We start from the raw sequence: 20,778 nt of genomic DNA, 5'->3' as shown, positions 1-20,778 counted from the left end.
GCCGCCGCGGTGCTGTCCGGGTGCGGTCCCTCGAGCGCGGCGGAGCGCGTCGACGTCTACGCGGCCTCGTCCCTCGCGGGCGCGTTCACGGACCTGGCCGCCGGTTTCGAGGAGCAGCACCCCGGTGTGGACGTGGCCCTGAGCTTCGCCGGCTCCGCCGACCTCGCCGTCCAGATCGCCGAGGGCGCCCCGGCCGACGTGTTCGCCGCCGCGGACGAGCGGACCGTGCGGCGGGTCGTGGACGCGGGCCGCGCGGTGGGCGAGCCCCGGCCCCTGGCCCGCAACCGGCTGACCATCGCGGTGGCCGAGGGCAACCCCCGGGACGTGCGCTCCCTGGCCGACCTCGGGCGGGCGGACCTCGCCACCGTCGTGTGCGCCGAGCAGGTCCCGTGCGGGCGGGCCGCACGCGTCCTCGCGGAGCGTGCCGGGACGTCCCTGCGCCCGGTGAGCGAGGAGACCTCCGTGACCGACGTCCTGGGCAAGGTCCGCTCCGGGCAGGCCGACGCCGGGCTGGTCTACGTCACGGACGTGGCCGCCCACGAGGACGTGCTGGACGGCGTGCCGCTGCCGGACGCCCCGGCCGCGGCGAACCCCTACACGGTGCTGGGCATCGAGGGCGGGGACCAGGAGCGTGCCGCGGAGTTCATGGCCTTCGTCACCGGGGAGACCGGCCGGCAGCGGCTCGCCGAGGCCGGCTTCGACCTCCCGCCCGCCCCCTAGACCATCCGGAACCGACCAGCAGAGCGAACCAGGAGCGCAGCATGAGCGAGCAGCACGGCACCGAGCACCGGGACGTCCCCGGAGCCCCCGAGAACATCCTCGTCGACACCCGGGGGCGGGTGGGCGTCATCACCCTGAACCGGCCGAAGGCCCTCAACGCCCTCGACGCGGCGACCCTGCGGGAGGTCGTGGCCGCGGCCACCGCACTGGACGCCGACCCCGGGATCGGGGCGATCGTCCTCACCGGGTCGGAGAAGGCCTTCGCCGCGGGCGCCGACATCAAGGAGATGGCAGGGCGCAGCGCCCCGGAGATGTACCTCGCGGACTGGTTCGCGGGCTGGGACGCCTTCACCCGGGTGCGCACCCCCGTGGTCGCCGCGGTCTCCGGCTACGCCCTCGGCGGGGGGTGCGAGCTGGCACTGATGTGCGACCTCGTCCTCGCCGCGGACACGGCACGGTTCGGGCAGCCGGAGATCAACCTCGGGGTGATCCCCGGGATGGGCGGCTCCCAGCGCCTGGCCCGCGCGGTGGGCAAGGCCAAGGCCATGGACATGGTCCTCACCGGCCGGCAGATCGACGCCGCGGAGGCCGAGCGGGCGGGCCTCGTCTCCCGCGTGGTGCCCGCGGCGGACCTGCGCCAGGAGGCCATGGACGTCGCGGGGACCATCGCGGCGAAGTCCCTCCCCTCGGTGCTCGCCGCCAAGGAGGCCGTGGACGCCGCCTTCGAGACGACGCTCGCCCAGGGCGTGCACCTGGAGCGCCGGCTCTTCCACGCCCTGTTCGCCACCGAGGACCAGAAGGAGGGGATGGCCGCGTTCGCGGAGAAGCGCGAGCCGCGGTTCACCCACCGCTGAGCCCCGCCGCGCCACGACCCGGCGCCGACGGCTAACGTGGTCCCATGCCGAAACCGTCGATCGATGCTTCCGCCTGGCAGGTCCGCGAGTCCGCCCTGGACCCCGCCGCGCACGGTGCCCTGGAGTCCGTCTTCGCCCTGTCCAACGGGTTCGTCGGGGTCCGGGGCACCCTGGACGAGGCGCAGCCCAGCTCCTCCCGCGGCACCTTCCTGGCGGGGGTCCACGAGTACCACCCCCTTTCCTACCCCGAGGGCGGCTACGGGCACCCCGAGCACGGGCAGGCCATCGTCGGCGTGGCCGACGGCAGCACCGTGCACCTGCAGGTCGACGGCGTCCCCCTGGACGTGCGGGACTCGCCGCCGGAGCAGCACGACCGCGTGCTCGACCTGCGCGCGGGCACCCTGCTCCGGGAGACGGAGTGGACCACCCCGCGGGGCGCCCGCATGCGCCTGACCTCCACGCGCCTGGTCTCGCTGGTCCAGCGCCCGGTGACGGCGGTCCACTACGTGGTCGAGGCGGTGGACCGTCCCGTCCAGGTGGTGCTCCGGTCCGGCCTCGTGGTCAACGGCACCCCGCCCAAGGTGCGCAACTCGGACCCGCGCGTGGCCGAGGCCCTCGAGAAGCCGTTCCGCCCCCGGATCCACCACTGCTCCGACACGGGCGGGGTCCTGGTCCACCGCACCGAGCAGAGCGGCATCGGGGTCGCGGCCGCCGTCGAGCACGACGTCGACCTGCCCGCCGACGGCGCCGTGAGCACGCAGTGCGACGAGGACCACGTGGTGACGACCGTCGTCGCCGACGTCGGACCCGGCGAGAGCGTGGGCTTCGTGAAGTACCTGTGCCACTCCTCGGCCGTGGACGACCCCGCCGACGACCTCCGCGGCCAGGTGCTCGCCGCGATGGCCGGGGCCCGGCGGCGCGGCTGGGACGGGCTCGTGGCCGACCAGCGGGAGCTGCTGGAGGAGTACTGGGACGGCGCGGACGTGGAGCTCGACAGCGACCCCGAGCTGCAGCTGGCGGTCCGCTTCGACCTGTTCCAGCTGCTGCAGGCGGCGGCCTGCGTCAGGGGGGCGCCGGTCGGGGCGAAAGGACTCACCGGCGGCGGGTACAGCGGGCACACCTTCTGGGACATCGAGGGCTTCGTGCTGCCGGCCCTGGCGCTGCTGCGCCCCGGGGACGCCGCGCGGCTGCTGCAGTGGCGCTCCTCGACGCTGGACCGGGCGCGGGAGCGGGCCCAGGTCCTCGACCTGCGCGGTGCCTCCTTCCCGTGGCGCACGATCGACGGGAACGAGACGTCGGCGTACTGGCCGGCGAGCACCGCGGCCATGCACGTCAACGCCGACGTCGCACGGGCCTTCAGCTGGTACGCCGACGTGACCGGGGAGGACCTCACCGCGGTCGGCGGGGTCGACGTCCTCGTGGAGACGGCGCGCGTGTGGGCGGCGATGGGGCACGAGGACCACGAGGGCCGCGTCCACCTGCTGGGGATGACCGGGCCGGACGAGTACACCGGCGTGGTGGACGACAACGTGTTCACCAACCTCATGGCCCGGCGCAACCTCCGGGCGGCCGCCGACGCGTGCGACGAGCACCCCGAGCACGTGGGCCGGCTCTCCGTGACGGCGGACGAGCTCCAGCGCTGGCGGTCCCTGGCGGACGCGATCCACGTCCCCTACGACCCCGAGCGCGGCGTGCACCCCTCCAACGAGGGGTTCACGACCTACCGCGAGTGGGACTTCGAGGCCAAGCGCGACGGCTACCCCGTGGAGGAGCACTTCCACTACGCGAAGATCTACCGCCGCCAGGTCGTCAAGCAGGCGGACCTGGTCCTGGCCCTGTGGTGGTGCTCGGACGCGTTCACGCCGGAGCAGACGGCCCGGGACCTGGAGTACTACGAGCAGCGCACCGTCCGCGACTCGTCCCTGTCGGCCTGCGTCCAGGCCGTGGTCTGCGCCCGGGTGGGCCACCTGGACCTCGCCCTCGAGTACCTGCGCGAGGCCGCCCTCGTGGACCTGCGGGACATCCAGCAGGACACCGAGCAGGGACTGCACCTCGCCTCCGCCGCCGGGTCGTGGCTGGCCGTGGTGTGCGGGTTCGGCGGGCTGCGCACGGACGGGGACGAGCTGCGCCTCGCGCCCCGGCTGCCGGAGCGGCTGCACCGGATCGCCTTCCGCCTCCGCTGGCGCGGCCGCCGCGTGGGCGTCGAGACCACCCGCTCGGGCACGGTCGTGCGGCTCCTGGACGGCACCCCCGGCGAGGTGCCGGTGCGGATCGACGAGGAGCTGCTGGCCGTCACCGCCGACCGCCCGGCGACCGCCCCGCTGCACGCGCCCGAACCGCCGACCCCCGCGCCGCGCCAGCCCCCGGGCCGGGCCCCGCGCGCCCCCCGCACCCCGTGACGCGCCCGACGCCGCACCCCGCCCGCGGGACGCCGCCCGCACCGCTCGAGGTGCTCACCCGGGTCTGGGGCTACGACGTCTTCCGCGGGCAGCAGGCCGAGATCATCGAGGCGGTCACCACCGGTGAGGACGCGCTCGTGCTGATGCCCACCGGCGGCGGCAAGAGCCTGTGCTACCAGATCCCCGCGCTCGTCCGGGAGGGCACCGGCGTGGTCATCAGCCCGCTCATCGCGCTCATGCACGACCAGGTCGACGCCCTCGAGCAGCTCGGCGTGCACGCCGCGTACCTCAACTCCACCCAGACGGTCGAGGAGCGCCGCGCCGTCGAGCGCCGCCTCCTGGCCGGTGAGCTCGACCTGCTCTACCTCGCTCCCGAGCGCCTGTCGGTGGCGGCCGACCTGCTGGACCGGGCGCGCATCGCGCTCTTCGCGGTCGACGAGGCGCACTGCGTGGCCCAGTGGGGCCACGACTTCCGCCCCGACTACCTGGGGCTGACGATCCTCCACGACCGCTGGCCCGAGGTCCCGCGCATCGCCCTGACCGCGACCGCGACCGAGGAGACGCGCGAGGAGATCGTCCGCAACCTCCGGCTGGACGACGCCCGGGTCTTCGTCTCCAGCTTCGACCGGCCCAACATCCAGTACCGGGTCGGGCCCAAGCAGGACGCCCGCCGGCAGCTGCTGCAGCTCGTCCGGACGGAGCACGACGGCGAGGCCGGCATCGTCTACTGCCTCAGCCGCGCCTCGGTCGAGCGCACGGCCGAGTGGCTGGCCGGTCAGGGCGTCACCGCGCTGCCGTACCACGCCGGCCTGCCCGCGGAGCTGCGCCGGGAGCACCAGACGCGCTTCCTGCGCGAGGACGGCGTGGTCATGGTCGCGACCATCGCCTTCGGCATGGGGATCGACAAGCCCGACGTGCGCTTCGTCGCCCACCTCGACCTGCCCAAGAGCATCGAGGGCTACTACCAGGAGACCGGCCGCGCCGGTCGCGACGGGCTGCCGTCGACCGCGTGGCTGGCCTACGGGCTGCAGGACGTCGTCCAGCAGCGCCGGATGATCGGCGACGGCGAGGGGGACCGGCAGCGCAAGCGCGCCCAGACGCTCCACCTGGACGCGATGCTCGCCCTGTGCGAGACGGTGCAGTGCCGCCGTCAGCAGCTGCTGCGCTACTTCGGCGAGGAGAGCGGGCCGTGCGGCAACTGCGACACCTGCCTGAACCCGCCCGAGGCCTTCGACGGCACGGTCCCGGCGCAGAAGCTCCTGTCCACGGTGGTGCGGCTGCAGCGGGAGCGGGGCCAGCAGTTCGGCGCCGGGCACCTGGTGGACATCCTCCTCGGCCGGGAGACCGAGCGGGTGGTGCGGATGCGCCACACCGAGCTCACCACGTTCGGCATCGGCACCGAGCTGGGCGAGCAGGAGTGGCGCGGGGTGGTGCGCCAGCTGCTCGCCCAGGGCCTGCTCCAGGTGCAGGGCGAGTACGGTGTCCTCGCGCTCACCGACGCGGCGGGGCAGGTGCTGCGCGGGCAGCAGGAGGTGCGCCTGCGTCGCGAGCCCGAGCGGACGAAGGCCGCCCGCACGTCGAGGACCTCGAGGACCGCCGCCGCGCCGCCGGCCCTCGACGCGCCCGAGCAGGAGCTCTTCCAGCAGCTGCGGGCCTGGCGCTCCACCGCGGCGAAGGAGCAGGGCGTGCCGGCGTACGTCGTCTTCAACGACGCGACCCTCGCCGCGATCGCGCAGGCCCGGCCGGGCTCGCTGGGCGAGCTGCGCGGCATCTCCGGCGTCGGCGACGCCAAGCTCGAGCGCTACGGCCGGGCCGTCTGCCAGGTCGTCGCCGGGACGGATGAGCCCAGCACGGCCGCCGCGGACCCCGGAGCACCGTGACCCGGCGTCGTCCCCGCGGCTTCACCACCGTCCCCGGCTGGGTGTGGATCCCGGCCGTCCTGGGCGCCCTGGTGGTGGTCCTGCCGGTCCTCGGGATGCTCGCCCGGGTGGACTGGGCCGGGTTCCTGGGCCTGATCACCTCCCCCTCGGCCCTGCGGGCCCTCGGGCTGAGCCTGCGCACGGCCACCGCGAGCACCGTGCTGTGCGTGCTCCTGGGCGTGCCCCTGGCGCTGCTGCTGGCCCGCGCCGAGTTCCCCGGACGGCGCGCGCTGCGCGGGCTCGTCCTGCTCCCGCTGGTCCTGCCGCCCGTCGTCGGCGGTCTCGCGCTGCTCTACACCTTCGGGCGCAACGGGCTGATCGGGCGCCACCTGGAGCTGGCCGGGATCAGCGTCGCCTTCTCCACGGCCGCCGTGGTCCTCGCCCAGACCTTCGTGTCCCTGCCGTTCCTCGTGGTCACCCTCGAGGCCGCGCTGCGCACGGCGGGGGAGCGCTACGAGCGGGTCGCCGCGACCCTCGGCGCGGGGCCGGGCACGGTGCTGCGGCGGGTGAGCCTCCCGCTGGCGCTGCCGGGCCTGGCCTCCGGGGCCGTGCTGGCCTTCGCCCGCAGCCTCGGGGAGTTCGGGGCCACCCTGACCTTCGCCGGCAGCCTGGAGGGCGTCACCCGCACGCTGCCGCTGGAGATCTACCTGCAGCGCGAGACCGACCCGGACGCCGCGATCGCCCTGTCCCTGGTCCTGGTGCTCGTCGCGGTGCTCGTCGTGGGGATCTCGGCGCCCGGCCGCCGGCGCTCCCGCGCGGCTCCCGCCGCACCCGGGACGGCGGCGTGAGCCTGGACGTCACGGCACGGCTCGGCTACCGCCGGCTCGACCTCGCCGTGACCGTGGCGGAGGGGCAGACCCTCGCCGTCACCGGGCCCAACGGGGCCGGCAAGTCCTCCCTGCTCGAGATGGTGGCGGGCCTGCTCGTGCCGGACACCGGCCGCGCCGTCCTCGACGGCCGGGTCCTCTTCGACCTCGACGCCGCCGGGCGCGGGCCGTGGGTGCCCGCGCACGACCGCGGCGTGGTCCTGCTCGCCCAGGACCCCCTGCTGTTCCCGCACCTGAGCGTGCTCGAGAACGTCGCGTTCGGGCCCCGCTCCCGCGGCGCGGGCCGGCGGGAGGCGCGCGGGGCGGCCGCGCAGTGGCTCGAGGCCGTGGACGCCGCCGCGCTCGCCGGGCGCCGCCCCGCCGAGCTGTCCGGGGGGCAGGCCCAGCGCGTCGCCGTGGCCCGCGCCCTCGCCGCCGACCCCCGGCTGCTGCTGCTCGACGAGCCCTTCGCGTCCCTCGACAGCACGGCCGCCCCGGCCCTGCGCACCCTCCTGGGGCGCGTCCTCGCCGGCCGCATGGCGGTGGTCGTCACGCACGACCCCGCCGACGTCGAGGCCCTCGCCGACGCCGTGCTGCGCCTCGAGCACGGGCAGGTGGCCCGCCGGGAATGAGCCGCCGGGAACGAGCCACCGGGAGCGCCCCGCGCTCCCGGTGAGGTGCGTCACAGTACGATGAGCTCACCACCGTACGGTTCGACCCGGTCCAGGCGGGCCACCCCTCCGCCCGGACCGACGAGAGGACAACCCATGACACCGGTCCTGCGCGGGGAGTCCCCGTCCGTGGAGCAGCACCCCGGCATCCCCTTCCCGGACGCCGACCTCTTCTCCTTCGCCGCCCTCCTCCCGCCGCACGAGCGCGCCCGGCTGGCCGAGCTGCACACGTTCCTCCAGGAGCAGGTCCGCCCCGTGGTCACCCCGTACTGGAACCGGGAGGAGTTCCCGTTCCAGCTGCTCCCGGCGCTCGCCGGGCACGGGCTCGGCGAGCTGGAGCTCTCCGGGGCGAGCCGGCTGTTCCGGGGGCTGGCCTACGCCGAGGTCGCCCGGGCCGACGTCTCCCTGAGCGCCCTCGTCGGCATCCACAACGAGCTCATCGTGGACCTGATCGACGCGCTGGGCTCGGCCGAGCAGAAGGCCCGCTGGCTGCCTCCGCTGCGGAGCTTCCGGGCCCTCGGCGCCTTCGCCCTCACCGAGCCCGAGCACGGCTCCGACATCGCCGGCGGGCTGGCCACCACCGCGACCCGGGACGGGGACGAGTGGGTGCTGACCGGGACCAAGCGCTGGATCGGGGCCGGCACCATCGCCGACGTCGCGATCGTCTGGGCCCGGGACGTCGCCGACGGCCAGGTCAAGGGCTTCCTCGTGGAGACCGACCGGCCCGGGTGGTCCGCCACGAAGATCGAGCACAAGATCGGGCTGCGCATCATGCAGAACGCCGACGTCGTCCTCGACGAGGTCCGGATCCCCGCCGCCGGCGCCCTGCCCGGGGCGCAGGACTTCACGGCGGCCAACGAGATGCTGCGCAACTCCCGCGCCTGGGTCGGCTGGCAGGGCGCCGGCGTCCAGCTCGCGATCTTCGACGTCGCCCGCGACTACGCCCTGGCGCGCAAGCAGTTCGGCCGCCCGCTCGCGAAGTTCCAGCTGGTGCAGGAACCGCTGGCGCGCATCCTCGGCAACGCCACCGCGTCCCTGGGCCTCATGGCCCAGATCGCCCGGCTGCAGGAGGACGGCGGCTTCGACATGCCCCACGCCGCCCTGGCCAAGGCCACCACCACGTCCCTGGCCCGGGAGTCCGCGGCCCTGGGCCGGAGCCTGCTCGGCGGCAACGGCGTGGTCACCGACCACGAGATGGCGAAGCTCTTCAACGACGTCGAGATCCTCTACACCTACGAGGGCACCTACGAGATCAACGCCCTCATCGTGGGCCGCGCCGTCACGGGCGTCTCCGCGTTCGTCTGAGCCGCCCCGCACCCCACGGAAGGACCCTGCATGGACGTCACCGACACCTCCGCCCTCGTCACCGGAGCCGCCTCCGGACTCGGCGCGGCCACCGCCGCGATGCTCGCCGGGCGCGGCGTGCGCGTCCTCGCCGTCGACCTCCCGGCCGCGATCGGGCAGGCCCCCGACGTCGCCGGCGTCACCTACGTCCCCGCCGACGTCACCGACCGGGAGCAGGTGCGCGAGGCCGTGGCGGCCGCGGCCGCCGCCGGACCGCTGCGCACCGTGGTGAACTGCGCCGGCATCGGCCCGTCCGCCCGGGTGCTGGGCCGCCAGGGCGTGCACGACCTCGACCTGTTCGAGACCGTGCTGCGCGTCAACCTCCTCGGCACCTTCACGGTCCTCGCGCTCGCCGCGGAGCGGATCGCGGCCACCGACCCCGTCGACGACGACGGGCAGCGCGGCCTGGTCGTCAACACGGCCTCCGTGGCCGCGTTCGAGGGGCAGGTCGGGCAGGCCGCCTACGCGGCGTCGAAGGGCGGGGTGCACAGCCTGGGCATCACCGCGGCCCGGGACCTCGCCGGCGCCGGCATCCGGGTGAACACCATCGCCCCCGGCGTGATCGAGACGCCCATGCTCGCGGCGGTGGGCGACGAGTTCCGGGCCGGGCTCGCCGCCGGGGTGCCGTTCCCGCGCCGGCTCGGCCGGCCCGGGGAGTTCGCGCAGCTCGTGGCGACGTTCCTCGACAACGACTACCTCAACGGCACCACCGTCCGGATGGACGGTGCGCTGCGGATGGCCCCGCGCTGAGCGGTCCCGGCGGCCCATAGACTGGGACCCATGACCACCGACTTCTCACCCGTCGACCTCGCGACCGCCCGCGACCGCCTCCGCCAGCTGATCGTCGACCTCGCCGTGGTGCAGGGCAAGGTCACGCTGGCCAGCGGCATCGAGGCCGACTACTACGTGGACCTGCGCCGCGTGACCCTCCACCACGAGGCGTCCCGCTACGTGGGACAGGTGATGCTGGCGCTGCTCGACGAGGCCGGGATCTCCTACGACGCCGTGGGCGGACTGACCATGGGCGCGGATCCCGTGGGCCACGCGATCATGCGCACGGCGGGGGACCAGGGCCGGGCCGTCGACATGTTCGTGGTCCGCAAGGCCCAGAAGAGCTACGGGATGGGCCGGCAGGTCGAGGGGCCCCCGGTGGCGGGCCGCGACGTCGTCGTCCTGGAGGACACCTCCACGACCGGGGGGTCGGCGCTCACCGCGGTGGAGGCCCTGCAGCGGGCCGGCGCCAACGTGGTGGCCGTCGCGATCATCGTGGACCGGCGGACCGGCGCCAGGGAGCGCATCGAGGAGACCGCGGGCGTGCCGTGCCTGCACGCCTTCACGAAGGACGAGCTCGGGCTTGACTGACCCGGTGACCGGGCCGGCCGGACCCGCACCGGGAGTCGGCGTCGGCCCCTGGGAGGGACCCTGGCCCGAGGGCGAGCAGTGGGACCCGGAGCTGCTCGAGCACGGGGACCGGCGCAACGTCGTGGACCGTTACCGGTACTGGACGATGGACGCGATCGTCGCCGAGCTCGACACCCGCCGGCACGGGTTCCACGTGGCCGTCGAGAACTGGCAGCACGACCTCAACATCGGCTCCGTGGTGCGCACCGCCAACGCCTTCCTCGCCCGCGAGGTGCACATCGTCGGCAGACGGCGCTGGAACCGCCGCGGAGCGATGGTCACCGATCGCTACCAGCACGTGCGCCACCACGCGGGCGTCGAGGAGTTCGTGTCCTGGGCGGCCGCCGAGGGCCTGCCGGTGATCGGGATCGACAACTTCCCCGACTCCCGGCAGCTGGAGACCTACGACCTGCCCGAGCGCTGCGTGCTGGTGCTCGGCCAGGAGGGGCCGGGGCTGAGCCCCGAGATGCACGCGGCGGCCGGGACCACCCTCTCGATCGCCCAGTTCGGCTCGACCCGCTCGATCAACGCCTCCGCCGCGGCCGCCGTGGCGATGCACGCCTGGATCCGGCGGCACGTCTACGACCAGCCGGTCGCCTGACGGGCGACCCGCCTCGTTCATCCGCCGTTCCCCCGTCGTCCGACGGCGGCGGTGTGGCTAGAGTGGGAGCGAGGCCACACCCGAACCGAAGGAGCCAGCATGCCCATCGCCACCCCTGACGTCTACGCCGAGATGCTCGACAAGGCCAAGGAGAAGGGTTTCGCCTACCCGGCCATCAACGTCACGTCCTCCCAGACCCTCAACGCCGCCATCCGCGGCTTCGCCGAGGCGGGCTCGGACGGGATCATCCAGGCCTCCACGGGCGGCGCCGCCTACTGGTCCGGGGCCTCCGTCAAGGACATGGTCACCGGTTCGCTCGCGATGGCCGCCTTCGCCCGCGAGGTCGCGAAGAACTACGACGTCAACATCGCGCTGCACACCGACCACTGCCCGCAGGACAAGCTCGAGGGCTTCGTGCTGCCGCTGCTCGAGGAGTCGGAGAAGGCCGTGGCCCGCGGCGAGGACCCGATCTTCCAGTCCCACATGTGGGACGGCTCCGCGATCGAGCTCGACGAGAACCTCAGGATCGCCCAGGACCTCCTGGCCCGCACCCACAAGGCCAAGATCATCCTCGAGGTCGAGATCGGCGCGGTCGGCGGCGAGGAGGACGGCGTCGAGAACGCGATCAACGAGAAGCTGTACTCCACCGTCGAGGACGGCCTGGCCACCGTCGAGGCCCTCGGCGCCGGCGAGAACGGCCGCTACCTCACCGCCCTGACCTTCGGCAACGTGCACGGCGTGTACAAGCCGGGCGGGGTCAAGCTGCGCCCCGAGCTGCTGCAGCAGATCCAGGAGGCCGTGGGCGAGAAGATCGGCAAGAAGCGTCCGTTCGACCTCGTCTTCCACGGCGGCTCCGGCTCCACGGCCGCGGAGATCGCGAACTCCGTGGAGTACGGGGTGGTGAAGATGAACGTGGACACCGACACCCAGTACGCGTTCACCCGTCCGGTCGCCGGGCACATGCTCGCCAACTACGACGGCGTCCTGAAGATCGACGGCGAGGTCGGCAACAAGAAGAAGTACGACCCCCGCGTGTGGGGTGCCCTGGCGGAGGAGTCCATGGCCGCCCGCGTGGTCGAGGCCTGCCAGAACCTCGGTTCCGCCGGGACCTCCGTCAAGTAGCAGCGTCACGTCACAGCGCCGGCTCCGTGACGGCGGAGCACGACGACGGTGAACGACGGCCGAGAACCACGGCTGAGCACGGCGACCGAGAATCACGACGGAGGACCACGACCGAGAACGACAGCGGGAACGACGGCGGCGCCCTGCCCGAGCGGGGCGCCGCCGTCGTTCCTGCGCCCGCCCCGCACGACCCCGCAGCACCGCGCACCGAAAGGACCCCGTCCCCATGAGCCTCTCCGGCAAGAACCTGCTCGACGGCCCCGAGCCCACCTACCTCACCGAGGACCCGGGCCTGGTCGAACGCATCGAGGCGGGCGACGAGGCGGAGGACCTCGCCGCCCGCTTCCCGAAGGCCTCCCTCGCGTGGGCCATGTGCGCCGAGGACGCCCTCGCCGAGGGCCGCACCCTCGAGGGGTACGCGTTCGCCCGCGTGGGCTACCACCGCGGCCTCGACGCCCTGCGCGGCCACGGCTGGAAGGGCCACGGTCCCGTGCCGTTCTCGCACGAGCCCAACCGGGGCTTCCTCCGGGCCCTCGCGTCCCTGGGCCGGGCGGCCGCGGCGATCGGCGAGTTCGACGAGGCCGAGCGCATCCAGAAGTTCCTCAACGACTCGGACCCCACCGCCGCGGAGCAGCTGCAGCGCTGACGGGACGGCACACGACGGGCCCGGGGACGTCCGTCGTCCCCGGGCCCGTCGTGGGCGGTGCCGTCGTGTGCGGCGCACCGCCGGGGACGCAGTGGGGAGCACCGTTGTCGACCGGCCGGCGCGGTGCCAGCATGGGTGCATGGCCGCCCTGCAGATGCCCGTCCCGGAGGGCCCCGGCGTCCACCGGGTGCTCGGCGTGGTGAACCCGTACGACATGGCCCTCGACCGGGAGATGTGGCGGTGGATGCCCGCCTCGACCTCCCTCGCCGTGGCGCGCACGCCCTACCACCCCCTGGTGGTGGACGAGCTCATGGCCGCGCGGATCGGGGACGACGCCGAGATCCGGGCGGCGGCGCGCTCCCTGACGGCCGTGGACCCGGAGGCCGTGGTCTACGCCTGCACGTCCGGCAGCTTCGTGCACGGGTGGGACGGGGCGCGGCGGATGTCCGGGGCGATCACGGAGGAGACGGGTGTCCCTGCCGTCACGACCTCCGAGGCGCTGCTGGAGGCCCTGGACGCCCTGGGCGTGACGGCCCTCGCGATCGCCACCCCCTACATCGAGCGGCTCACGCAGCGGCTGGACGACTTCCTCGCGGAGGACGGCAAGCACGTCGTCGCCTGCGCGGGGCTGGGCCTGGACCGGCTCATCTGGCACGTCCCCTACGCCGTGACGGCGGACCTCGTCCGCCGGGCGGACCGGCCGGGAGCGCAGGCCGTGTTCGTCGCCTGCACCAATCTGCCCACCTACGACCTCATCGCGCCCCTCGAGGAAGAGCTGGGCAAACCGGTGCTGACCGCCAACCAGGTGACGCTGTGGGCCGGGCTGCGGCGGCTGGGCCTCACCCCGGAGGGGGAGGGGCAGCGCCTGTGCGCCCTGCCGTCCTGCGAGATCGGGCCGCACTGAGCGGGCGGGCCCGGCCCGAGCGGCACGGACCCCGGCCCGATCCCGCCGCCGGCAGTCCCTGGCGGCTCCTGGCGCCGGCCGGTCCCGGTCCGGACGGCGCCGGCACGGAGCGGACCGGCAGCCCCGGGACCGGCGGCGCCCGGGTCACGCCCTGAAGAGGACGCCGAGCCGGTCGGCACGGGCCGGGTGCCCGGCCAGCCGCAGCCCGTGCCAGGCCGTCACCTGGTTGGCGGTCAGCACGGGCAGCCCGAGCTCCCGTTCGAGCCCCGGCAGGGCGGCCACCGTGTGCAGGGCCGTGTCCGGGACGAGCAGGCACTCGGCGCCCCGGACGTCCGCGGCCCGCGCGGCGGCGGACAACCACTCGGCGTCGAGGCGCCCGGCGTCCTCGCCGCTGGGGACGTCGTGGGCGGACAACGCGGTGACCGTGATGCCGTCGCCGGCCAGGAACCGCGTGAAGTGGGCCGCGACGTCCGCCGGATAGGTCGCGGCCACCGCGACCCGGCGGAGCCGCAGGTGCCGGACCGCCGCCGAGAACGCCCAGGAGGTCGAGGAGGCGGGGGCGCCGCCGGCCTCGCCCACCCAGCCGGACTGGATCCCGGCCCCGTCCCGGCCGTGCACGAAGCTGCCCGAGGTGCAGGCCCACAGCACGGCGTCCGGGGCGTGGGCGCGCGCCCGCCGGGCGGCGGGCTCCAGGTGCTCCCGCGAGCCGAGGGCCAGCAACGACTCGACGTCGTGCGCCGTGCCGCCCTCCCAGGTGCGCACCACGGGGAAGGCGGCGTCCGGCACGAGGTGCTCCAGCAGCTCGTAGTCGTCCTCGGCGCTGTGCCCCGGATAGAGCATGACTACCGTGTGCACCATCCCGGTGCCTCCTTCCCGGCGGGGTTGGACCGGATCGGCCGAACGCTTACAGTTTGATTGTCGACAATCGTAGCGTTCCGGAGGAGGTCCCGTGCAGGACGTGCTGGAGCTGTCCGCGGTGCAGCTGTCATCGGCCTATGCGGCAGGGGAGCTGTCGCCCGTCGAGGTCGTCGAGGCGACCCTGCGCGCGATCGGGTCCGTGGACCCGGTCCTCAACGCCTTCTGCCTGGTCGAGGGCGACGAGGCGCTGCGGAGCGCCCGGGAGTCGCAGGAGCGCTGGGCCCGCGGCGAGGGACGGGGGCCGCTGGACGGGGTGCCCGCCACCGTCAAGGACCTGCTGCTGTCCCGCGGCCGGCCCACCCTGCGGGGCTCCCTGCTCGTCGACGAGACCGGGCCGTGGGACGAGGACGCCCCGTCGGTCGCCCGGCTCCGGGAGGCCGGCGCGGTGCTCGTCGGCAGGACGACCACCCCGGAGTTCGGCTGGAAGGGCGTCACGGACAGCCCCCGCACCGGCGTCACCGTCAACCCCTGGGACACCGCCCGGACCGCCGGAGGCTCCTCGGGCGGCTCGGCCGCCGCGGTGGCGGCACGGCTCGGACCCCTGTCGGTGGGCACCGACGGCGGCGGGTCCGTGCGCATCCCGGCCTCCTTCTGCGGGATCGTCGGGCTCAAGCCCACCTACGGGCTGGTGCCCCTGTACCCGGCGAGCCCCTTCGGCACGCTGGCGCACGCCGGGCCGCTGACCCGCACCGTGGCCGACGCCGCCGCCGTGCTCGACGTCGTGTCCGGGTTCGACGCCCGCGACTGGTCCGCGCTGCCGACCCCCGCCGGGAGCTTCCTCGAGCGGCTGGCCGGCCCCGAGCACGCGGCCGGTCTGCGGGTGGCGTTCAGCCCCGACCTGGGCTACGGCGTCAACGACCCCGAGGTCGAGCGGTCCGTCCGGGAGGCCGTCGGGGTGCTGGCCGACCTCGGCGCGGTGGTCGAGGAGGTGGAGCTCGGCGAGGAGGACCCCGCGTGGGCCTACCACGTGCTCTGGTTCAGCGGTGCGGCGTCCGTGGTGGCCGCGCACGGGGCCGGTGCGCTCGACCGGATCGACCCCTCCCTGCGCGCCGCGCTCGGGCGCCACCACGGGTTCAGCGCGCAGGACTACCTCGACGCCACGGCGTGCCGCATGGCCTGGGGGCGCCGGATGGGGCTCCTGCACGAGCACTACGACGTCCTGGTGACGCCCACGCTGCCCCGGACGGCCTTCGAAGCGGGCACGGACGTCCCGGCCGGGTCCCCGAGCCCGGACTGGACCAGCTGGACGCCGTACTCCTATCCGTTCAACCTCACCCAGCAGCCCGCCGTCACCGTCCCGTGCGGGCTCACGGACGAGGGCCTGCCGGTCGGCCTGCAGATCGTGGGCCCGCGGCACGGCGACCAGCGCGTGCTCGACGTCGCGGCCGCCTACGAGGCCGCCGCCGGACGGGGGGCCCCGCGCCCGCCGGTCGCCGCCCGGTCCTCCGCCGCCGTGGCAGGCAGGAGCACCCCGTGACCCGCTACCTCACCGTCAGTCTGGAGCGTCGTGGGGTCACCGCCCGCGCCCGCCTCCTCGACCGCGAGGCGCCCCGGACCGCCGAGGCCGTGTGGCAGGCGCTGCCCCGGTCCGGCCAGGTCTTCCACGGCAAGTTCGCCCGCAACGAGATCTACACCCTGGTCCCGGCGTTCGCGCCCGAGGAGCCGGGGCCCGAGAACCAGACCGTCACGCCGATCCCGGGCGACCTCTGCTACTTCAGCTTCGACGGGGTCCTCGACAACCCCGCGTACGGCTACGACGCCTCCGCCGGGACCTCCGGGCACCGCCTGCTGATCGACCTCGCGGTCTTCTACGGGCGCAACAACCTGCTCCTCAACGGCGACGTGGGGTGGGTGCCGGGCAACGTCTTCGCGACCGTCGAGGAGGGCCTCGACGAGCTGGCCGCCGCGTGCCAGGACGTGTGGATGGGCGGGGCCCGGGGAGAAACCCTGAGCTTCGCCCGCGCGGACGGTCCTGCCACCGGGCGCCGCGGCGCGAACTAGGATGGATCCCCGGTCCGGGCGCCCCGCCCCGGGCCGGGCAAGAGATGGAGAGCAGCATGGCAACCCGGTCGGTCCTTCCCCCCGTGGTCCAGGAGTCGACCCCTGCGCTCATCGCCAGGATCCTGCGCGAGGCGATCGCCGACGGGCGGTTCCCGCCCGGGAGCCAGCTCGTGGAGCAGGAGCTGGCCCGGGAGCTCAACGTCAGCCGCGGTCCGCTGCGCGAGGCCATGCAGCGCCTCACCCAGGAGGGCCTGCTCGTGGGCCACCGCAACCGGGGCCTGTTCGTGATGGAGCTGACCGAGGACGCCGTCCGGGACATGTACCTCGCCCGCGAGGCCGTCGAGTGCGCGGCCGTGCGCCGGATCGTGGCCACGGGCGCGGGGCCCCGCGCCGCCGAGGCCCTGGCCGTGCCGCTGTCCCGCATGCAGGAGGCCGCCGCGGACCCGAACGGGCGCGAGATGTCCGAGGCGGACCTGCACTTCCACGAGCTGCTCGTGGAACTCGCCGGCAGCCCCCGGCTGCTCAACATGCACCGCACGCTGCTCACCCAGATCCGGATGTCGCTGACCGGCATGCAGGGGACCTACGAGTCCGCCGACGCCCGCATCCGGGAGCACGTCGAGATCGTCGAGGCGCTCGGCGCGTCGGCCGCGGACCGCGCGGACGCGCTGCTGCGGGCGCACATGCAGGACGGTCTGGAGCGGGTCCTGGGCGGCTGAGCGGCCCCGTGCCCGGACGGGCCCCGGTCAGGACGTGCCGGACCCGCTGCCGCTCCCGTTCCCGTTCCCGGTGCCGTCGCCGTTCCTGCGCCCGTCGCGGGGTCCGCTCCCGCGTCCGTGCCTGCGCCGGTCGCCGGGTCCGCCGCCGCGGTCCGGGCGGCGCGGACGCCAGGAGGGCCGGGGCCAGTCGCGCTTGGGCAGGCGCACGTTCCACTCGCCCGCCCCGGGCAGCCGCCACCCCCGGCGCCGGGCCACGACGGTGACCGTGGCGGCGGTGAGGATCGCGGCGACCATGCCCCAGTTGGGGTATCCCAGGCCGTGCAGGACCGCCATCTCGGCGCTGCCGATCACCGCGCCCGTGGCGTAGAGCGTGTTGCCGCCGAAGATCATCGGCACCCGCCCCACCGCGATGTCCCGGACCATGCCGCCGCCCACGGCGGTGATCACGCCGATCATGACGGCCGGCAGCCAGGTCAGTCCCACGTCGAGGGCCTTGGCGGTGCCCGTGGCCGCCCAGCAGCCCACGGCCAGGGCGTCGGCCACGACGAGCACCCGGTGGGTCCACTTCCCGCGGAGCTGCAGGAAGAACGCGATCGTGGCCCCCACGATCGCCGTGATGAGGTACGCGGGATTCGTCAGGGCCACGGGGAAGCCGACCTGCAGGAGGGTGTCGCGCAACAGGCCCCCGCCGAGCGCGGAGACGATCGCGAGGAACGCGAAGCCGACGGGGTCCATCCTCAGCTGGCGCGCCACCGCGCCGCCCAGGATGCCGTTCGTCAGCACGCCCAGCAGGTCGACGACGTCGAAGGCCACGCTCGGATCCAGCTCCGCCACCGCCACCGCACCCACCGCCGGCATCCGCACGGCCACCTCGTCCCCGGCCGCGCCACCCGCGGCCACCTCGTCCCCGGCCGCCCCGTCCGGGGCGCACCGACGCCCGAGGGTAGCACCCGGCTCCCGCGGCCGTGCCGGCGGTGCTCTACTGGTGGTGTGAGCATCCGCCCGCCGCCCTCCGTTCCACGGGCAGGGTCCGGCGCAGCACCAGGAGTCGTCGCATGAGCACCTCACCCACCTCCGACCGGTCCTCCCCGCGGCCCGGGACGGGATCCACCCGCGCGGACGCCGCCCTGTCCGCCGCCGCGCTGTCCACGTCCGCCCCGACCGGCGGCCCGGTCGAGGGCGCGTCCCCGGCCGGGGACGCCGGCCGGGCCCCCGCCCGCGCCCTGGGCCCGTGGTCCGACCCTCTCGGGCGGGCCGGCTCCCGCGCCGCCCAGCTCCTGCTCGTCGCCGCGGTGCTGGTGGGACTGGTGTGGATCCTGCTCCGCGTGTCGCTGGTGGTGATCGCCGTGCTCGTGGCGCTCATCCTGGCCTCGGCCGTGAGCCCGCTCGTGCGGTGGCTCACCGGCAAGGGCTGGTCCGACCTGCTGGCCACGCTGGCCGCGTTCCTGGGCATCCTCGCCCTGGTGGGCGGGGTGGTCACCGGCATCGTCCTCGCGGTCCGCAGCGAGTGGGACAATCTCTCCGCCTCGGCCGTGGAGGGCTGGGAGGAGCTGCAGCGCTTCATCATGTCCGGGCCGCTGGCCGTGGACACCACCTCCCTGGACGCGCTCCTCCAGCAAGCCACGGACTTCCTCACCAGCAGCGCCTTCGCTGGCGGAGCCATCAGCGGGCTCACGGCGGCCACCGAGTTCCTCGCCGGTGTGGTGCTCATGGTGGTCGTCCTGTTCTTCTTCCTGAAGGACGGAACGAAGATGTGGAGCTTCGCGCTGCGCTGGTTCCACGGCGAGACCCGGGCCAGGCTCGCCGAGTCCGGGGACCGGGCCGTCCAGGTGCTCGGCGGCTACGTGCGCGGCACCGCCGTCGTCGCCGCCGTGGACGCGCTGTTCATCGGGGTGCCCCTGGCCCTGCTCGGCGTGCCGCTCGCGCTCCCGCTGGCCGTCATAGTGTTCATCGGCGGGTTCATCCCGATCGTGGGCGCCACCATCGCCGGCATCCTGGCCGCCCTCGTCGCCCTGGTGACCAACGGCCCGGTGGTCGCACTGGTCGTGATCGGCGTCGTCGTCGTCGTCAACCAGATCGAGGGCGACCTCCTCCAGCCCGTGGTCATGGGCCGGACGCTGAGCCTGCACGCGATCGTCGTGCTCCTGGCCCTCACGGTGGGCACCATCGTGGGCGGGATCTTCGGGGCCATCCTCGCCGTGCCGATCACCGCGGTGGCGTGGGCCGTGCTCCAGGTGTGGAGCGACCGCTACCAGGCGGGGGAGGACCCGGTGCTCGGGCCGGACCCGCTCGACCCCGAGGACACCGCCCGGTCCAAGGCCAGCATGGCCGAGCGCTGGAAGTACCAGCGGATGCGCTACCAGCACCGCCTCGGCGGCCGGTCCGGGACCGGCGAGCGGGACGCCCGTGCGAGCGGGCAGACCGGTCCCGCGCCGGCCCGGGACGAGCCCGACGAGCCCGGCGGGCGGGACGGACGGGACGAGCCCGGCCAGCCTGGCGTGCCGGACGCCGGAGACGGTCGGGGCGAGAGCGCCGCGCCGGAGGAGCAGGGCGAGCCGCGCTGAGGTCCCGGAGGGTCGGGAGGAGCCGCGGTGAGGTCCCGGAGGGTCGGAGGACGGGGCGCAGCGGCACCAGGAGGGTCAGAGGAAGGGGCGCAGCGGCACCAGGACGGTCTCGGCGAAGCGGGCGGCGGGGTGCCGCCGCTCCCACTCCTCGGCCACGAGCTCCCGGCAGTTCTCGCTGTCGGCGGCGAAGATGCGCTCCATGTCCTCGGCGAACGCCTCGTCGTGGACCTCCAGGTTCGTCTCGTAGTTGAAGCTCAGGCTCAACCGGTCGATGTTGGCGGTGCCCACGGTCGACCACTGGCCGTCGATGGTCGCCGTCTTGGCGTGGATCATCGCGTGGCGGTAGAGCAGCACGGTGATGTGCTCCTCCAGCAGCGTGGCGTAGAAGCCCCGGGAGAGCCAGTCGGCCAGGACGTGGTTGGAGTGCTCGGGCAGGATCACCCGCACGTCCACCCCGCGGCGGGACGCCTCGACCAGCGCGGCGAGGATCTGCTGGTCGGGAATGAAGTAGGCGGTGGTGAGGTGGATGTGGTGCCGGGCGCGGCGGATGGCGTCCAGGTAGACGCTGCGGATCGGGTAGACCAGGTTCGGCGGGGTGTTGCTCATCGACCGCACCCGCGAGTCCCAGCCCCCCGGGTTGCGGTACGGCAGGGCGGGCCCCGGGCCCCAGGGGTGGTTCCACACCTCCGTGAACGCGTGGCTCAGCTCGAAGGCCGCCGTCCCGGTGAGCCGGACGTGGGTGTCCCGCCACTGCGTGGCGTAGAGGGAGCCGATGTTGTAGCCGCCCACGAAACCGGTCTCGTCGTCGACGACGAGCAGCTTGCGGTGGGTCAGCCCGGTGGCCCGCACCGGGCTGACCAGCAGGCGCGGGCGCAGCACGGGAAAGCGGAAGGCGTGCACGTCGGGGTGGAAGCGGTAGAACGAGCGGGGGACCACCAGGTTGCCGAACCCGTCGTAGACCACGTACACCTCGACGCCGCGGGCGGCGGCGCGGTTGAGGGCGTCGCGGAAGGCCCGGCCGACCTCGTCGTCCTTCCAGAGGTAGGTCTCCAGCAGCACCCGGTGCTCGGCGCCGTCGATGGCGGCGAGCATCTGCTCGTAGAGGTCCTCGCCGTAGGTGTAGATCGCGGTGCCGGTGCCCGCCACCTCGCCCTCGAACGTGCCCGGGCGGGGGAACCCGGAGCGCCGG

Annotated in this window: 20 protein-coding genes; 17 read left to right on the top strand and 3 right to left on the bottom strand. The window is 74.6% G+C overall.

All coding sequences use genetic code 11. The features are described 5' to 3' along the window. From modA to ACH9D3_RS06990, 13 genes are all read left to right on the top strand, one after another. On the top strand, window positions 1-720 hold a 720-nt coding region (gene modA, locus ACH9D3_RS07050; protein ID WP_396410383.1), incomplete at its 5' end, for a molybdate ABC transporter substrate-binding protein. Window positions 721-761: 41 nt separating this feature from the next. Continuing rightward, the gene (locus ACH9D3_RS07045) at window positions 762-1,574 is read left to right on the top strand and encodes an enoyl-CoA hydratase (protein WP_396410382.1); all 813 of its coding nucleotides are present in this window, start codon (window positions 762-764) and stop codon (window positions 1,572-1,574) included. A gap of 44 nt (window positions 1,575-1,618) precedes the next feature. Beyond that, the gene (locus ACH9D3_RS07040) at window positions 1,619-3,973 is read left to right on the top strand and encodes a glycosyl hydrolase family 65 protein (RefSeq protein ID WP_396410381.1); all 2,355 of its coding nucleotides are present in this window, start codon (window positions 1,619-1,621) and stop codon (window positions 3,971-3,973) included. Beyond that, window positions 3,970-5,853, top strand: coding sequence for a DNA helicase RecQ (gene recQ / locus ACH9D3_RS07035; RefSeq protein WP_396410380.1), 1,884 nt, complete (start codon window positions 3,970-3,972; stop codon window positions 5,851-5,853). The genes ACH9D3_RS07040 and recQ overlap by 4 nt, the downstream gene beginning before the upstream one ends. Further along, window positions 5,850-6,680: an ABC transporter permease gene (locus ACH9D3_RS07030; protein ID WP_396410379.1), complete on the top strand. Its 831-nt coding sequence runs from the start codon at window positions 5,850-5,852 to the stop codon at window positions 6,678-6,680. Before recQ ends, ACH9D3_RS07030 begins: the two co-directional genes overlap by 4 nt. After that, window positions 6,677-7,330 carry an ATP-binding cassette domain-containing protein gene (locus tag ACH9D3_RS07025; RefSeq protein WP_396410378.1) on the top strand — a complete coding sequence of 218 codons (654 nt, stop codon included), beginning with the start codon at window positions 6,677-6,679 and terminating at the stop codon, window positions 7,328-7,330. Before ACH9D3_RS07030 ends, ACH9D3_RS07025 begins: the two co-directional genes overlap by 4 nt. 135 nt (window positions 7,331-7,465) lie before the next feature. Beyond that, window positions 7,466-8,674, top strand: coding sequence for an acyl-CoA dehydrogenase family protein (locus ACH9D3_RS07020; RefSeq protein WP_396410377.1), 1,209 nt, complete (start codon window positions 7,466-7,468; stop codon window positions 8,672-8,674). Between the two features lie 30 nt (window positions 8,675-8,704). Beyond that, window positions 8,705-9,463, top strand: coding sequence for an SDR family NAD(P)-dependent oxidoreductase (locus tag ACH9D3_RS07015; RefSeq protein WP_396398791.1), 759 nt, complete (start codon window positions 8,705-8,707; stop codon window positions 9,461-9,463). 30 nt (window positions 9,464-9,493) lie between these two features. Further along, window positions 9,494-10,075: an orotate phosphoribosyltransferase gene (gene pyrE / locus ACH9D3_RS07010; RefSeq protein WP_396410376.1), complete on the top strand. Its 582-nt coding sequence runs from the start codon at window positions 9,494-9,496 to the stop codon at window positions 10,073-10,075. Continuing rightward, window positions 10,068-10,715: a TrmH family RNA methyltransferase gene (locus ACH9D3_RS07005; protein ID WP_396398789.1), complete on the top strand. Its 648-nt coding sequence runs from the start codon at window positions 10,068-10,070 to the stop codon at window positions 10,713-10,715. Before pyrE ends, ACH9D3_RS07005 begins: the two co-directional genes overlap by 8 nt. A gap of 99 nt (window positions 10,716-10,814) precedes the next feature. Next, window positions 10,815-11,837 (top strand): class II fructose-bisphosphate aldolase, encoded by a 1,023-nt coding sequence (gene fbaA / locus ACH9D3_RS07000; RefSeq protein WP_396410375.1) that lies wholly within the window; start codon window positions 10,815-10,817, stop codon window positions 11,835-11,837. Between the two features lie 226 nt (window positions 11,838-12,063). Continuing rightward, on the top strand, window positions 12,064-12,483 hold the full coding sequence (locus ACH9D3_RS06995) for a DUF3151 domain-containing protein (protein ID WP_396398787.1): 420 nt from the start codon (window positions 12,064-12,066) through the stop codon (window positions 12,481-12,483). Between the two features lie 139 nt (window positions 12,484-12,622). Further along, window positions 12,623-13,387, top strand: coding sequence for an aspartate racemase/maleate isomerase family protein (locus tag ACH9D3_RS06990; RefSeq protein ID WP_396410374.1), 765 nt, complete (start codon window positions 12,623-12,625; stop codon window positions 13,385-13,387). Between the two features lie 144 nt (window positions 13,388-13,531). Here ACH9D3_RS06990 and ACH9D3_RS06985 read toward each other — a convergent pair whose 3' ends face one another. Further along, complete coding sequence (locus ACH9D3_RS06985; RefSeq protein WP_396410373.1) at window positions 13,532-14,245, bottom strand: aspartate racemase/maleate isomerase family protein; 714 nt, start codon at window positions 14,243-14,245, stop codon at window positions 13,532-13,534. Between the two features lie 91 nt (window positions 14,246-14,336). Between ACH9D3_RS06985 and ACH9D3_RS06980 the strand changes: the two genes are divergently transcribed. The 3 genes from ACH9D3_RS06980 to ACH9D3_RS06970 are packed head-to-tail and all read left to right on the top strand — an operon-like array spanning window position 14,337 to window position 17,025. Further along, the gene (locus tag ACH9D3_RS06980; RefSeq protein ID WP_396410372.1) at window positions 14,337-15,782 is read left to right on the top strand and encodes an amidase; all 1,446 of its coding nucleotides are present in this window, start codon (window positions 14,337-14,339) and stop codon (window positions 15,780-15,782) included. Continuing rightward, window positions 15,779-16,306 carry a DUF3830 family protein gene (locus ACH9D3_RS06975; RefSeq protein WP_396398782.1) on the top strand — a complete coding sequence of 176 codons (528 nt, stop codon included), beginning with the start codon at window positions 15,779-15,781 and terminating at the stop codon, window positions 16,304-16,306. The genes ACH9D3_RS06980 and ACH9D3_RS06975 overlap by 4 nt, the downstream gene beginning before the upstream one ends. Before the next feature lie 56 nt (window positions 16,307-16,362). Then, complete coding sequence (locus ACH9D3_RS06970; protein WP_396410371.1) at window positions 16,363-17,025, top strand: FCD domain-containing protein; 663 nt, start codon at window positions 16,363-16,365, stop codon at window positions 17,023-17,025. A 27-nt stretch (window positions 17,026-17,052) separates the two neighbouring features. On the opposite strand, the gene ACH9D3_RS06965 is transcribed toward ACH9D3_RS06970, so the two are convergent. Then, a complete protein-coding gene (locus tag ACH9D3_RS06965) occupies window positions 17,053-17,925 on the bottom strand; it encodes a TRIC cation channel family protein (protein WP_396410370.1) in 873 nt (290 codons plus the stop codon). A gap of 155 nt (window positions 17,926-18,080) precedes the next feature. On the opposite strand from ACH9D3_RS06965, the gene ACH9D3_RS06960 reads away from it, so the two are divergent. After that, the gene (locus ACH9D3_RS06960; RefSeq protein WP_396410369.1) at window positions 18,081-19,589 is read left to right on the top strand and encodes an AI-2E family transporter; all 1,509 of its coding nucleotides are present in this window, start codon (window positions 18,081-18,083) and stop codon (window positions 19,587-19,589) included. A 75-nt stretch (window positions 19,590-19,664) separates the two neighbouring features. Here the strand turns inward: ACH9D3_RS06960 and ACH9D3_RS06955 are convergent. Next, window positions 19,665-20,778 (bottom strand): phospholipase D-like domain-containing protein (locus ACH9D3_RS06955; protein ID WP_396410368.1); only part of this gene is annotated, 1,114 nt, incomplete at its 5' end.

The organism is Kocuria kalidii (genome assembly GCF_044462225.1).
In the GTDB taxonomy this organism is placed as follows: domain Bacteria; phylum Actinomycetota; class Actinomycetes; order Actinomycetales; family Micrococcaceae; genus Kocuria; species Kocuria kalidii.
This window is presented reverse-complemented; position numbering and strand designations above follow the sequence as displayed.